This is a genomic window from Bradyrhizobium sp. WBOS07, assembly GCF_024585165.1.
Lineage (GTDB): Bacteria > Pseudomonadota > Alphaproteobacteria > Rhizobiales > Xanthobacteraceae > Bradyrhizobium > Bradyrhizobium japonicum_B.
In genome coordinates, this window is record NZ_CP029008.1 from 342,888 (window position 1) to 355,297 (window position 12,410).

General features: G+C 64.8%; 12 protein-coding genes. 6 read left to right on the forward strand and 6 right to left on the reverse strand.

Annotated elements, in window-relative coordinates; all coding sequences use genetic code 11:
• Nucleotides 1-143: 143 nt before the first annotated feature.
• A complete protein-coding gene (locus tag DCM79_RS01580; RefSeq protein WP_257178218.1) occupies nucleotides 144-476 on the forward strand; it encodes a hypothetical protein in 333 nt (110 codons plus the stop codon).
• Between the two features lie 464 nt (nucleotides 477-940).
• Nucleotides 941-1,177 carry a hypothetical protein gene (locus tag DCM79_RS01585; RefSeq protein WP_028134491.1) on the forward strand — a complete coding sequence of 79 codons (237 nt, stop codon included), beginning with the start codon at nucleotides 941-943 and terminating at the stop codon, nucleotides 1,175-1,177.
• Between the two features lie 153 nt (nucleotides 1,178-1,330).
• On the opposite strand, the gene rpoD is transcribed toward DCM79_RS01585, so the two are convergent.
• Entirely contained in the window at nucleotides 1,331-3,466 is a 2,136-nt protein-coding gene (gene rpoD / locus DCM79_RS01590; RefSeq protein ID WP_257178219.1) for an RNA polymerase sigma factor RpoD, read from the reverse strand.
• 377 nt (nucleotides 3,467-3,843) lie between these two features.
• Nucleotides 3,844-5,871 carry a DNA primase gene (dnaG, locus tag DCM79_RS01595; protein WP_257178220.1) on the reverse strand — a complete coding sequence of 676 codons (2,028 nt, stop codon included), beginning with the start codon at nucleotides 5,869-5,871 and terminating at the stop codon, nucleotides 3,844-3,846.
• Nucleotides 5,872-6,063: 192 nt separating this feature from the next.
• Between dnaG and DCM79_RS01600 the strand changes: the two genes are divergently transcribed.
• Nucleotides 6,064-6,627 (forward strand): chlorite dismutase family protein, encoded by a 564-nt coding sequence (locus DCM79_RS01600; protein WP_257178222.1) that lies wholly within the window; start codon nucleotides 6,064-6,066, stop codon nucleotides 6,625-6,627.
• A 56-nt stretch (nucleotides 6,628-6,683) separates the two neighbouring features.
• Here the strand turns inward: DCM79_RS01600 and DCM79_RS01605 are convergent, their stop codons facing one another.
• Complete coding sequence (locus DCM79_RS01605) at nucleotides 6,684-7,082, reverse strand: gamma-glutamylcyclotransferase (RefSeq protein ID WP_257178223.1); 399 nt, start codon at nucleotides 7,080-7,082, stop codon at nucleotides 6,684-6,686.
• A 75-nt stretch (nucleotides 7,083-7,157) separates the two neighbouring features.
• Here DCM79_RS01605 and DCM79_RS01610 point away from each other — a divergent pair, with 75 nt between their 5' ends.
• Entirely contained in the window at nucleotides 7,158-7,973 is an 816-nt protein-coding gene (locus DCM79_RS01610) for an N-formylglutamate amidohydrolase (protein ID WP_257178224.1), read from the forward strand.
• A 3-nt stretch (nucleotides 7,974-7,976) separates the two neighbouring features.
• Here the strand turns inward: DCM79_RS01610 and DCM79_RS01615 are convergent, their stop codons facing one another.
• Nucleotides 7,977-8,597 (reverse strand): LysE family translocator, encoded by a 621-nt coding sequence (locus DCM79_RS01615; protein ID WP_257178225.1) that lies wholly within the window; start codon nucleotides 8,595-8,597, stop codon nucleotides 7,977-7,979.
• A 236-nt stretch (nucleotides 8,598-8,833) separates the two neighbouring features.
• The gene (locus DCM79_RS01620) at nucleotides 8,834-10,279 is read right to left on the reverse strand and encodes an LVIVD repeat-containing protein (RefSeq protein ID WP_257178227.1); all 1,446 of its coding nucleotides are present in this window, start codon (nucleotides 10,277-10,279) and stop codon (nucleotides 8,834-8,836) included.
• Nucleotides 10,280-10,442: 163 nt separating this feature from the next.
• On the opposite strand from DCM79_RS01620, the gene DCM79_RS01625 reads away from it, so the two are divergent.
• Complete coding sequence (locus DCM79_RS01625; protein WP_257178228.1) at nucleotides 10,443-10,757, forward strand: helix-turn-helix transcriptional regulator; 315 nt, start codon at nucleotides 10,443-10,445, stop codon at nucleotides 10,755-10,757.
• A gap of 87 nt (nucleotides 10,758-10,844) precedes the next feature.
• A complete protein-coding gene (locus DCM79_RS01630) occupies nucleotides 10,845-11,357 on the forward strand; it encodes an SRPBCC family protein (RefSeq protein ID WP_257178229.1) in 513 nt (170 codons plus the stop codon).
• A 139-nt stretch (nucleotides 11,358-11,496) separates the two neighbouring features.
• Here DCM79_RS01630 and DCM79_RS01635 read toward each other — a convergent pair whose 3' ends face one another.
• Nucleotides 11,497-12,267 (reverse strand): DUF2189 domain-containing protein, encoded by a 771-nt coding sequence (locus DCM79_RS01635; protein ID WP_257178230.1) that lies wholly within the window; start codon nucleotides 12,265-12,267, stop codon nucleotides 11,497-11,499.
• Nucleotides 12,268-12,410: the final 143 nt, after the last annotated feature.

The window sequence follows — 12,410 nt, forward strand, 5'->3', positions numbered from 1 at the left end:
TTTCTCCACCGTCTCTGCCGCCTGATGGATTCCGGGCTCGCGACTTCGTCGCGCCCCGGAATGACGGATGAAAGAGTTGGCGCTATGATATCGTTGCTTGCGCCGCGCGATCGCCGCTTTCTGCCAGCATGAAGCAATCAGCCATGTCCAACCCTCAACCCGCCCGCTCCCTGCTCCGCATCCCCCTGTTCCGCCTGCTCGCCATCAACCTTGCGATCGGCGCCTGCGCCGCGGCGCTGCTCGTCGGTGGGCTGCTCTGGCTCAATCCCGGACATCTGCGCGAGCTGATCTTCGCCGACAGCTCGCCCGGCGTCGCGCTGGGGCTGCTGCTGGCCTCCTTCCTCATCACCTTCGGCTCGGCCGCGATGGGCAGCGCGATCATGGCGCAGGGGCGGAAAGAGGACAGCGGCAAAGGCGGCGGGCACGGATCGCGGCTCGCCGTGCAGGAGGTAGCGCAGCGCACGCGCACGCGATGAGATACGCGCCGCCATGCAAGCCGCTTCATGTCATCTGCACGCAAGCGGGAGGACGTGCAGGCCAGCGCAACTTTCCGACAAGAACGCGGCCCACATGCGTGCGGCGCGAGGACGCAAAGACGAACAAAGTGGTGTGACAATCCAACCAATTGCTTCGATGTGGCACCACATCACACATCGCAGCCAACGCATATCTGATGCGCTCGCCGCGACATCGCCGCCGCCATGATTCATCTTGCCATCGCAGCGCGGCTTCTATAGCCTTCTATTTTAGGTTGTCACCCCGCCAGCCCCGGGCGACACTGAAGACCAGAATAAACGGCGGGCTTCGGCCCGCCGTTTATGAGGCGAGCATTGGTGAGACGGGGGTCTCCGATGCGGCGGGTCCGCGGCAACGGCTCCGTGCCGCCGCCGAAAGGCGCAAAGTCATTTGACTATGGCGCTGCTATCGACGACAAGCCGCCATGGCCAAAAAACCCGGAACCAACCCCAAAGGCGAATTCGCCTTCTTCAACGTCGTCTATGAAGACGATTCCCAGCGCTCCAACCGCCGCGTGCCCGCAGAACTGCTCGGCGGCCTCGACGGCGACGAACCCGCCCGCGGCTTCATCATGGAACAGGACCGCGAGATCGCGGAGAAGAGCGGCCGGCCGGCGCTGGAGATCAAGCGGCTGGAACGCGTCGGGGCGAAGAAGAAGTAGGCGCGGCTGCTCCGCGTCATTGCGAGCGCAGCGAAGTAAACCAGAAATGCCTCTGCGGGAAAGACTCTGGATTGCTTCGCTACGCTCGCAATGACGGCAAAGCAAAATCGGCGGGCCAAGGCCCGCCGTTTTGCTTTCGATCGCTGCCTGCGATCAATTATCCAAGAAGCTCCGCAGCTTCCGACTGCGCGACGGATGCTTCAGCTTGCGCAGCGCCTTCGCCTCGATCTGACGGATACGCTCGCGGGTCACGCTGAACTGTTGCCCCACTTCTTCCAGCGTGTGATCCGTGTTCATGCCGATGCCGAAGCGCATGCGGAGCACGCGTTCTTCGCGCGGGGTCAGCGAGGCCAGCACGCGCGTGGTGGTCTCGCGCAAATTGGACTGGATCGCGGCGTCGATGGGCAGGATCGCGTTCTTGTCCTCGATGAAATCGCCGAGGTGCGAATCCTCTTCGTCACCGACGGGCGTCTCCAGCGACAGCGGCTCTTTCGCAATCTTGAGGACCTTGCGGACCTTCTCCAGGGGCATGCCGAGCTTCTCGGCGAGCTCTTCCGGGGTCGGCTCGCGGCCGATCTCGTTGAGCATCTGCCGGCTCGTGCGCACGATCTTGTTGATCGTCTCGATCATGTGCACGGGGATGCGGATGGTGCGGGCCTGGTCGGCGATCGAGCGCGTGATCGCCTGGCGGATCCACCACGTGGCGTAGGTCGAGAACTTGTAGCCGCGGCGGTACTCGAACTTGTCGACCGCCTTCATCAGGCCGATGTTGCCTTCCTGGATCAGGTCGAGGAACTGCAGGCCGCGGTTGGTGTACTTCTTGGCGATCGAGATCACGAGACGGAGGTTGGCTTCCACCATCTCCTTCTTGGCCTGGCGTGCCTCGCGCTCGCCCTTCTGCACGGAGTGCACGATCTTGCGGAACTCGACAATCTCGAGGCCGGTCAGGGCTGCGAGCTGATGCACCTCGTGACGGAGGTCCTTGATGCGGTCCTTCTCGTGATGGACGAAGTTCTTCCAGCCCTTCGCGGAGAGCTTCGAGACGCGGTTGAGCCAGCGCGGATCGAGTTCCGAGCCGGTGTAGTTGCGCAGGAAGTCCTCGCGCGCGACGCCGTGGCTGTCGGCAAGGCGCATCAGGCGGCCCTCATGCGAGACGAGGCGCTTGTTGATGTCGTAGAGCTGCTCGACGAGTGAGTCGATACGCGCCTGGTTGAGGCGCAGCGACTTCACCTCGACGATGATCTCGTCCTTCAGCTTCTTGTACTTGCGCTCCTGGTGCGGCGAGAGCGACTCGTTCTGGAGCTGGTTCTGGATGTCCTGCTCCTGAAGCTTGCGCAGCTTCTTGTAGCTGTCGGCGATCTTGTCGAAGATCTCGACCACTTTCGGCTTGAGCTCGGCCTCGATCGCCGCGAGCGACATCTGGTTCTCGAACTCGTCGTCGTCCATGTCGGCCTCGGCGGCGGTCTCGGCCGGATCCTTCTCCTCGGTTTCGGCGGCACCGGGCGCAGCCGCGGCACGGAACGGGGTCGGCGCCGGCGGCGCCGCCGGCGGGGCGACGTGCGCGGGCGCGGCAGCGGAGGCGGCGTCACCACCTTCGGCCGTGGCTTCGCCGTTCTCGCCGGTGGGACCAGCGATCATCGCATTGTTCATGCCGGCCTTGGCGTCGGGGCCGGCATAGGTGGCTTCGAGATCGATGATGTCGCGGAGGAAGATCTTGCCTTCGTTGAGCTCGTCGCGCCAGATGATGATGGCCTGGAAGGTCAGCGGGCTTTCGCACAGCCCCGCGATCATCGCCTCGCGGCCGGCCTCGATGCGCTTGGCGATCGCGATTTCGCCTTCGCGGGAGAGCAGCTCGACCGTGCCCATCTCGCGCAGATACATGCGCACGGGATCGTCGGTGCGCTCGCCAGGCTCGCTCTTCTTGACCTCGGTGACGGCCTTCTGGGTGACCTCGACGAGCTCGTTGTCGGTCTCGTCCTCGCCCTCGTCCTTCTCTTCCTCGCCTTCGGTGTCGTCGGCTTCGGTGACGTTGATGCCCATGTCCGAGAGCATCGACATGATGTCCTCGATCTGTTCGGGCGAGGTCTGGTCCGACGGCAAGACTTCGTTGAGCTGATCGAAGGTCACGAAGCCGCGCTTCTTGGCCTGCTTGATCATCTTCTTCACGGCGGCGTCGGACAGGTCGAGCAAGGGCGACGGCGCGTCCTGGGAGTCCTTCTCCGGCGCGTCCGCTGCCTTGTCGTCTTTTTCCTTGTCCTTCGCCTGCAGCGTCTTTGCCTTGGTGGCCATCCATTGCTCCTAAACGCGCTTCATGCGAGGCGCTTGGCAGCGCCTGCCTGAATTCACATGAACCTGTTGCTCGACGCTCTCGCTTCGGCAGCTCTCGACACGGAAAGGGCGGCGCACATGTCTCTCGCCACCCCCAACTTTCTCTCGCCGGAATTGCCTAACGCTTCGTCAGCCTCTTTGTCGCAGCGGATGCAGGTGTAGTGCCAACAGCGATTGCGCGGATTCATTCCTGACGCGTCTGTTCTGCCTGCGGCCGCCTCTGGGCCAAAGTGCTACAAGACCGTTAAGCCTCGATTAACCCTGTTTTTGCCGCCAAACCCAGGATTTGGCGAGTCTTTTAGCGGTTCCGGCCCCGGCCGTCCGCATGATTCTTTTCATCACATGCTCTTCTGGAACCGACCCGACAGCTCGCCAAAACCCTCGATCAGGGCTTCGGTGCCGTCGACCTCGCCGATCCGAGCCTTGACGTCACGCAGCCATGCCAAATTGGCCTCGCTGGGGTCCTCCCCCAAGGCCAGCTCGGCATCCTTCAGCTCCCTAAGTAGTGAATGCCATTGCCGATGCAAGGCAACCAGCTGATGCCAAGTGGCAAGAACGTCGTCCCGCGCCGCGCCCTCGCGCGCGCCCCACACCGCCGCGGTGGTGATGCCGTTCTCAACCCTTTGAAGAACCTGCGAAAATCCACCCTTTGCAAGGTCCGACCGCATCTTCTCGGCCTGCTCCTCGGGGTCGGGCGAATGGTGATGGTCGTTGGCGAAGGCGGCGATGATGCCGGCCCTGAGCTTGTGGGCCTCGGGATGGGCCAGCTCCAGGGCCGCGACCTCCTCGAGGTGGTCGTGCAGCAGCCAGGGGTGGTTGATCAGGCATTGCAGGATCAGAGCCTCGCGGCGGGAGATGGCGCTGCGCTGGCCCTTCATGATCGGGCTGGCCGCCAGCTGGGGGCTGGCTGCCTGGTAGGGGCCTGACGGTAGCGGGGTAGGGCCGAACGCGCCGCGGCCCCTTCCTCCGAATCCCTGGCCTCCGAAGCCTTGGCCGCCGAATCGATTCGCCCCGCCGCCCCTGGGCTGGAATGGGCGGCCGCCACCTCCCTGGCCCTGGCGGAAATTGCCCCGGCCGTTGAAGCCGCGTCCGCCCTCGGGCGCGAAGGTGCGCTGCAGCCGCTCGACGAACTCGTCGCGGTAATAGCGCCGCACCACCTCGTCGCGGATGCCGTTGGTGAGCTCCCTGATGCGCGCCTCCAGCGCGGCGCGGCGCTCGGGCGTGGCGAAATTGCCGCCTTCGAGCTCGCGCGACCAGATCATGTCGGCGAGCGGGCGGGCCGCGCCGATCACCTCCTCGATCGCAGCCCGGCCACCGGAGCGCGCGAGATCGTCGGGGTCCTGCCCCTCCGGCAGCAGCGCGAAACGAAGACTCTTGCCGGGTGCGAGGAATGGCAGCGCGAGATCCGCGGCCCGATAGGCCGCCTTCTGGCCGGCGCGGTCGCCGTCGAAGCAAAGGATCGGCTCGTCCGCCATCTTCCAGAGCAGCGCGAGCTGGCTCTCGGTGAGCGCGGTGCCGAGCGGCGCGACGCTGCCGGCAAAACCCGCGGTGACCATGGCGATGACGTCGACATAGCCTTCGACCACGATCAGGGGGCTGCCGTCATGGGTGGCTTTGCGCGCGGTCTGGTGGTTGTAGAGATTGTCGCCCTTGTGGAAGAGCGGCGTCTCCGGCGAGTTCAGGTATTTTGCCGGAACGTCCTTCTCCAGCGCGCGCCCACCGAAGGCGATGACGCGGCCGCGCAGATCCGTGATCGGAAACATCACGCGATCGCGGAAGCGGTCGTAAGGCACCGGAATGTCGTTGCCGGCGACCAGCAGGCCGGTCTCGACCATGTCGTCGACGGAGACGCCGAGCTTGCCGAGGTGCTCCTTCAACGCGAAGCGATCCGGCGAGGCATAGCCGAGGCGGAACTGCAATTGCGTCGCCGGCGAGATGGCGCGGTCGGCGAGATAGCCGCGCGCCTTGGCACCCAGGCGCGAGGCCAGCGTCTCCGCGAAATAGGTCGCAGCGAGGTCCATGACGTCATGCAGCGTGCGGCGGCGCTGCTCCTGCCGGGCCGCATCCGGCGTCACCGCCGGCAGCGCCAGGCCGGCCATGCCGGCGAGCCGCTCGACGGCCTCGGCAAACGGCAGGCCGTCGGTCTCCATCACGAAGCTGATGATGTCGCCGTGCTTGCCGGAGGAGAAGTCGTGGTAAAAACCCTTCTGGTCGTTGACGTAGAAGGACGGCGTCTTCTCCTGCTGGAACGGCGACAGCCCCTTCCACTCCCGCCCCGCCTTCTTCAGCTTGACGCGCTTGCCCACGACTTCGGAGACCGAAAGCCGGGCCCGAAGCTCGTCGAGGAATTGAGGCGTGAAGCGCATGGGCTGTGTCTGGCGCAATCCAGGGTGAGTCGGGCTGGGACTAGGGATATAGGTGCGGCGAGCCGAAAAGTTAGGTTTGTCAGGCTTATGCGCGCTGTTCACAGCCCTTCCGTCATTCCGGGGCGCGCGGAGCGCGAGCCCGGAATGACGGGAAAAGCTTGAACCCGCCCCGGTTCCACGCTTCCATAGGCCATGTTCAGGACATTTCGAGGCGGCCAGAGCGGGGGCTGGCGTGTGACCTCGATTGCACCGGTGACGGGCGAGCCCCTGCCCTTCGTGCCTGCGCTGTCGGTGACCGACAGCGAGGCCGTGTCGTTGCCGCTGGTGCCCTCGCGCAATGCGTGGCGGCTGGTCGGCGTTGCCAGCAGCCTGCGCTACACCGAGCGGGCCGAGAAGGAGAAGCTCGTCGCCGCGCAGGCCGGCCTCGGCCGTCCCGAGGCGACCTCCGCGGCGCTGATCCCAATCCGCAAGTCGCAGGCCTGGTGGGAGCTGACGCAGGAGGAGCGGCGCAAGATCTTCGAGGACAGATCGCACCACATCGCGAGCAGTCTTCGTTTCCTGCCGGCGATCGCGCGCCAGCTCTATCACTGCCGCGACCTCGGCGAGCCCTTCGATTTCCTCACCTGGTTCGAATTCGCCCCCGCGCATGCCTCGCTGTTCGAGGAGCTGGTTGCGATGCTGAGGCAGACCGAGGAATGGACTTACGTCGAGCGCGAGGTCGACGTGCGCGTAGTGAAGGAAGTGCTGTCGGCCTAGAGCATGATCCGGAAAAGTGCGCAGCGGTTTTCCGATAAGATCATGCTCGAAGATATCTAATGCTCCAGGAAACGCCCGGACTCGATGCGGGGCATGTCGGTGACGGGCCAGTTGTAGACATAGGTCCAGGCCTTCTCCGCGGTGCCGTCGGGCGACGTCACCTCGACCAGCCGGCGCAGATATTCGGTCGGCTCGGGAAAGCCTTCGCCGCAGGCCTCGTACATGTCGAGCTCGCGCAGCAGCTCGTCCGGCACGCGCATCCGAAACAGCTCGCCATAGACGAGATCGGTGGCCGCGCCCGACAGCAGCAAGCCCGGATAATGCTTCACCAGAACGAGCCGGCCGCGGCAGGTCGCTTCGCCCAAGAATTCGGCGTGCCCCGCCAGCAGCCGCGCCATCGGATGGTCGAAGCCGCGCATCAGGGTGCCGTAGACGAAGAGGCGATCGGAGGTCATGCTGTTCCAACGTTGCGACGCCGAGGCAATATCGTTACTTCGTTTCAACACGTAATCGTTTCATAGGCAATCAGGATGGACCTGCATACGGCCGAGGCGGCCGATCATCTGCTCGGCGAGGGCGACGTTCCGCCCGTGCATGAGGTGAATGCGCGGGGGACGTCGCCTTTCCTGCTCACCTCGGATCATTACGGACGGGTCTTGCCGCGCGCGCTCGGCGACCTCGGCGTCACCGAGGCCGAGCTGACGCGGCACATCGCCTGGGACATCGGCATTGCCGGCGTTGCCGAGCACCTCGCAACGCTGCTGGATGCCCATCTGATTGCGCAGCGCTATTCGCGGCTCGTGATCGACTGCAACCGCCCGCCCGAAGCGGCCAGCTCGATCCCGGTCATCTCCGAAGCGACCGCGATCCCGCGCAACGAAGGCATTTCGGATGAGGAGCGCGCGGCGCGGCGGCGCGAGATCTTCGAGCCCTATCACGATCGCATCGATGCCGCGATCGACCGCCGCGTGCGCGCCGGTCAGCCGACCGTGCTGGTGTCGCTGCACAGCTTTACGCCTGTCTATGCAGGCGTCGCGCGGCCCTGGCACATCGCCGCGCTCTACAATCGCGACACCGTGCTGCCGCAGCTGCTGCTCAAGCACCTGCGCGCGGACGGCGACCTCGTCGTCGGCGACAACGAGCCCTATGCGGTGAGCGACCTCACCGACTACACCATCCCCGTGCACGGCGAAGGGCGCGACCTTGTCAACACCGGCATCGAGATCCGGCAGGACCTGATCGCGGACCAGTCCGGCCAGCGGCAACGGGCCGAACGGCTGGCAGGGATTCTTGCAGCGATACTTGGCGAGATCGCGGTCGAGCAGACCGCGGAGCGGCCGGTGTAGGGCTCACTTCGCTCGCGTCAACGCCAGCCAGATGCCGCCGCCGATCATGAAGCCGCCGGAGATGCGCGACATCATCCGCGTGCGGCGCGCCGAGAAGAACTTTCGCGCACGGCCGGCGGCGATGGCATAGAGCGCGTCCGTCATCACGGCGGTGACCATGAAGGTGGCGCCCAGCAGCGCGACCTGCGGAAAGTGCGGCTGGTTCATGTCCATGAACTGCGGGATGAAGGCGCCGAAGAACACCAGCACCTTCGGGTTCGACAGCAGCACCAAGAACCCCTGCAGGAAGAAGCCGCCGCGCGGCGGCGGAGGCGGCGTGTCGACATCGACGCCCTCGACCGGCGCCCAGATCAGCTTGATGCCGAGCCAGATCAGGTAGGCGGCGCCGGCAAAGCGCACCCAGTCGAACCAATAGCCCATGGTCGCCATCAGCGAGGTCAGGCCGACCGCGACGATGCCGATCACGATGGCAAGTCCGGCCTGGGCGCCGGCCACATTGGTGAGCGCGGCGCGCGTGCCGTGGCGCAGGCCGTTGGCGATGACGAGGGTGACGATCGGCCCCGGCAGCAGCGCCAGCGCAATGCAGGCGGCGACGAAGGCGAGATAGGCTTGCATGGACATCATGGGAGGGACTCGGCTGAAAGCGGTTTGGAGCCATTAATGCATGCGAGAGGCGGAAACGGAAGCCGGATGAGCGCAACGTTTGCGCCCCACCGCCGGTGTCATACCCGCGAAGGCGGGTATCCAGCACGCCGCGGCCTCTCCGTATTTCACGACCGCCGCGGCGTACTGGATCACCCGCTTTCGCGGGTGATGACAGCGGAGAATGAGGGGAGATCGTGGGCACCCGCGCCGCATCGTCAGTTCTTCGGCAGGCCGGCGGCCGTGCGCGCGGGGCCGGTCAGCTCGAGGATGTGCAGGCCGGTATTGGCGCGGTCGACGATGTAGATGTAGCCGCGGTCGTCGGTCTCGACATTGTTGGTCTGGATCGCGACCTTGCAGCGCTCGCCGCCTTCGATCGGAATGCAGCGCTTGTCGGTTGCAGCGGTGATCGACGGAATGAAATGGCCGACCTCCCTGGGATGATAGGGATCGCGGATGTCGAGCGCGCGCACGCCGGCATTGAAGAAGGCGATGAAGGCCATCTTCTTGTAATAGACCGGCGCCATGCTCTCGTTCGACGAATGCGCGCCGAAGCGGCCGCCACGCTGGCAGAACTGCCCGCTCGCCTCCGGCACGGTGTAGCTCGAGATCATCATCGGCCGCGACTCGGTGGTGACGTCGGCGAACCACACCATCTGCCGCGCCTCGCCGCATTCGTTGAGGATCGCTTCGTTCACGATCATGACGATGTCGCGGGTCTTGCCGTCCTTGTCCTCGGAAAATTCAGCAATCGGCATGTCGAGCATCGGAAACGTGGTGTGCGCGCCGTTGAAGGCGGAGATCGGCAGCCGCGCAATCTCGGGATAGCGCAGATTGTCCGGCGTCGGCTCCTTTGCCCCGCTCAGGAGCTTGTTGCGGTCGACGATCTGCAATATGCCGCCCTTGTTGGTGCCGTAACCGAAATAGACGCGGTTGCCGTTGGGCCCGGTCGAGATCGGCCCGTGCAACGCAGTCGGCACCGCGCCGGTCGAGCCGGGCTCCTGACCCGGCAGACCAAAGTCGCGGATCTTGTGCGGGCGCGCCGGATCGGAGAGATCGTAGACTTGCGTCATGCGCCGCGTGCGCCAGTCCGGCGGCCCCGAGACGAGATAGGCAATGCCGGTGTCGCATTCCCACCAGCTCTTGTGCGTGTCCTTCAAGCCGCCGAGGCGCGTGATGAGCACCGGGCTGGCGGGATCGGTGACGTTCCAGATCTCATGCGCCTCGCTGCCGAAGGTCCTGAGCATGTAGACCGCATTGGGATCGCCCTTCGGCAATGCCTTGCCGTCGCAGACCCGCACCATCTGCGCGCCGCCGGATTCGTACTTGCCCTCCTGCCCCGGCAAGTGCCGCAGATATTTCGGACGCGCGGGATCGGTGACGTCGACAATGGACGTTCCGTTCGGCTCGGCCTTGCCCGTCATCGGGTTGGCGGGCGCGGGCACATCCTCCGTGCCGCCATGATGGCCGATATAGGCGATCCAGCGGTCGCCCTGGTGATGGATGGTCGGTTGATAGGCGCTGCGAGCCTGGAGGTCATGATAGCCGACGAGCTTCATGTTGGACGCTTCAGGCGGCGCGCCGACGGTTTGCTTCTGGGCGTGGACCACGTTGCTGCAGGCGAAGAGGACAACGGCGGCAGCAAGTGAAGCGCGACGGAACATGAAAGTCCTCCCGGAACCAGTCTGCGCTGGCTGAGATGAGAAGCTAGCACGGCCGATTGCGCGCGACAAAAAGCTCGATTCGAGAGTCCAGGTTCGCGTTTCGCGCGCCCCGGAATGACGTTCTGCTTGACATGCAACCATTTGGTTGCATATTATAGTTGCCATGGACGAGGTCTTTAAAGCGCTCGCGGATGCATCGCGACGCTCGCTCCTGGACCGGCTTCACGCCAGGAACGGCCAGACGCTGAACGAGCTCTGCGAGGGCCTTGCGATGACGCGGCAGGCCGTAACCAAGCACCTTGCGATTCTGGAGGATGCCAATCTCGTCACGACCATCAGGCATGGCCGGGAGAAGCTGCACTACCTCAACCCGGTGCCGATCCATCAGATCGGCGAACGCTGGATCAGGAAATTCGAGCGCGGCAAGCTCACCGCGCTCGGCGAGTTGAAACGTCAGTTGGAGAAGCGCGATGAGTAAGCCGGACTTCGTCGACGTGACCATATCGGAAACCGGCAAGACGCCGACGATCCCGCCCGCCGCGCTCGGTATCGAGGGGGTTGCGTGATGAACCTCGATCAATTCAAACCGCTGACCGTCTACACCATCTACATCGCCTCGACGCCGGAGAAGGTGTGGGAGGCGCTCACCTCCGCCGAGTTCAGCCGGAAATATTTCTCCGGCTTTGCGGTAGAGATGGAGCCGAAGCTCGGCGGCAGCTTCATCGTGCACGCGCCCGACGGCTCCGAGCACATCCGCGGCGAAGTGTTCGAATACGATCCGCCGAGGAGACTCACGGTGAGCTGGAACGTCAATTGGCCGGACCTCGTGGAAAAGCTCGGCACAACCATTGTCACCTACGAGATTGAGCAGGCCGGCGAAGCCGTCCGCCTCACCTTGAGCCAACGCCACGACCGCGCGCTCAGCGACGACATCCTCTCCGGCGGCCGCACCGGCTGGCCCGCGATCCTCTCCGGATTGAAGAGCCTGCTGGAGACGGGCAAGGCGCCGCATATCGAGATGTCTCCGCCGGTGCGGTTGCTGGAGGCGCTGAAGGCTATGGGCATCAAGACGCCGTAGGCGTTCGTCGTTCCAGCGAAACTATCGAGCAAAGCGAAGCGTGCCCACGCATCTGTTGCGGTATTGAGCTGGTCGTGGGCACGGCGCAAGTGCGCCTTTGCCCACCCTACGGCACTGCCCAAGGGACGAAGGCAGCGAGCTACACCGGCGCCACCAGGCGCCGGTAGAGATGCCAGGTCGCATGCCCGAGCACCGGCAGCGTTACGATCAGCCCGAGAAAATAGGGCAGCGCCGACACGATCAGCAGCATCACGATCACGGCGGCCCACGAGATCATCGGCAGCGGGCTCGTCACCACCGCGCGCACGCTCGTCACCATCGCCGTGACGAAATCGACCTCGCGGTCGAGCAGCAGCGGAAACGACACCACGGTGAGCGAGAACAGGATCAGCGACAGCACGGCACCGACCGCATTGCCGATGCCGAGGAACAGCAGGCCCTCGTTGGTCGTCAGCACCACCGTCATGAACTCCTGAAGGCTCGAGAACGAGGCGTTCAAGCCGAGCAGCAGCGCGATCAGGAGCCGCACCTGGTACATCCAGACCACGAATACGAACAGCGTGACGAACGCCATCCAGCCGATCTCGCTGCGCGAGCGCACGGCCGACCAGATCGCGCCGAAGGAGACCGGCTGGCCGAGCTCGCGGCGGCGGCTGACCTCGTAGAGGCCGATCGCCACGAACGGTCCGATCAGCGCGAAGCCGGCCGCCAGGGGATAGACCAGATAGACCATGCCGAAGGCGGTGAAGCACAGCATGATGGCGATGCCGCCGGCGGCGTAAAGCGCGCCGAAGCACAGACCGTAAAGCGGCAGTGCCTGGAAATCACGCAGCCCCTCGACCAGCGCTTCGGCGATGTCGTTCGCCGCGATGGGACGCACCACCGGATCGACCTTGCCCGAAACGGACATCAGCATCCTCCACAGATCGGCGCGATCTTGCGTCGCGCGCGGCTTGAACGCGATATTAGCGCCACTGCGCGCAGGTGCAACTTAATGCCGGATGACGGCAAGGAGCGGCGGCCAGCAGAGCCACGCCTCGAATTCTTTACTCT

Excerpts from the sequence above, each read along its gene's own strand:
- DCM79_RS01580 (WP_257178218.1), top strand. The coding sequence starts at position 144 with ATGTCCAACCCTCAACCCGCCCGCTCCCTGCTCCGCATCCCCCTGTTC.
- DCM79_RS01585 (WP_028134491.1), top strand. The coding sequence starts at position 941 with ATGGCCAAAAAACCCGGAACCAACCCCAAAGGCGAATTCGCCTTCTTC.
- rpoD (WP_257178219.1), bottom strand. The coding sequence starts at position 3,466 with ATGGCCACCAAGGCAAAGACGCTGCAGGCGAAGGACAAGGAAAAAGAC.
- dnaG (WP_257178220.1), bottom strand. The coding sequence starts at position 5,871 with ATGCGCTTCACGCCTCAATTCCTCGACGAGCTTCGGGCCCGGCTTTCG.
- DCM79_RS01600 (WP_257178222.1), top strand. The coding sequence starts at position 6,064 with ATGTTCAGGACATTTCGAGGCGGCCAGAGCGGGGGCTGGCGTGTGACC.
- DCM79_RS01605 (WP_257178223.1), bottom strand. The coding sequence starts at position 7,082 with ATGACCTCCGATCGCCTCTTCGTCTACGGCACCCTGATGCGCGGCTTC.
- DCM79_RS01610 (WP_257178224.1), top strand. The coding sequence starts at position 7,158 with ATGGACCTGCATACGGCCGAGGCGGCCGATCATCTGCTCGGCGAGGGC.
- DCM79_RS01615 (WP_257178225.1), bottom strand. The coding sequence starts at position 8,597 with ATGATGTCCATGCAAGCCTATCTCGCCTTCGTCGCCGCCTGCATTGCG.
- DCM79_RS01620 (WP_257178227.1), bottom strand. The coding sequence starts at position 10,279 with ATGTTCCGTCGCGCTTCACTTGCTGCCGCCGTTGTCCTCTTCGCCTGC.
- DCM79_RS01625 (WP_257178228.1), top strand. The coding sequence starts at position 10,443 with ATGGACGAGGTCTTTAAAGCGCTCGCGGATGCATCGCGACGCTCGCTC.
- DCM79_RS01630 (WP_257178229.1), top strand. The coding sequence starts at position 10,845 with ATGAACCTCGATCAATTCAAACCGCTGACCGTCTACACCATCTACATC.
- DCM79_RS01635 (WP_257178230.1), bottom strand. The coding sequence starts at position 12,267 with ATGTCCGTTTCGGGCAAGGTCGATCCGGTGGTGCGTCCCATCGCGGCG.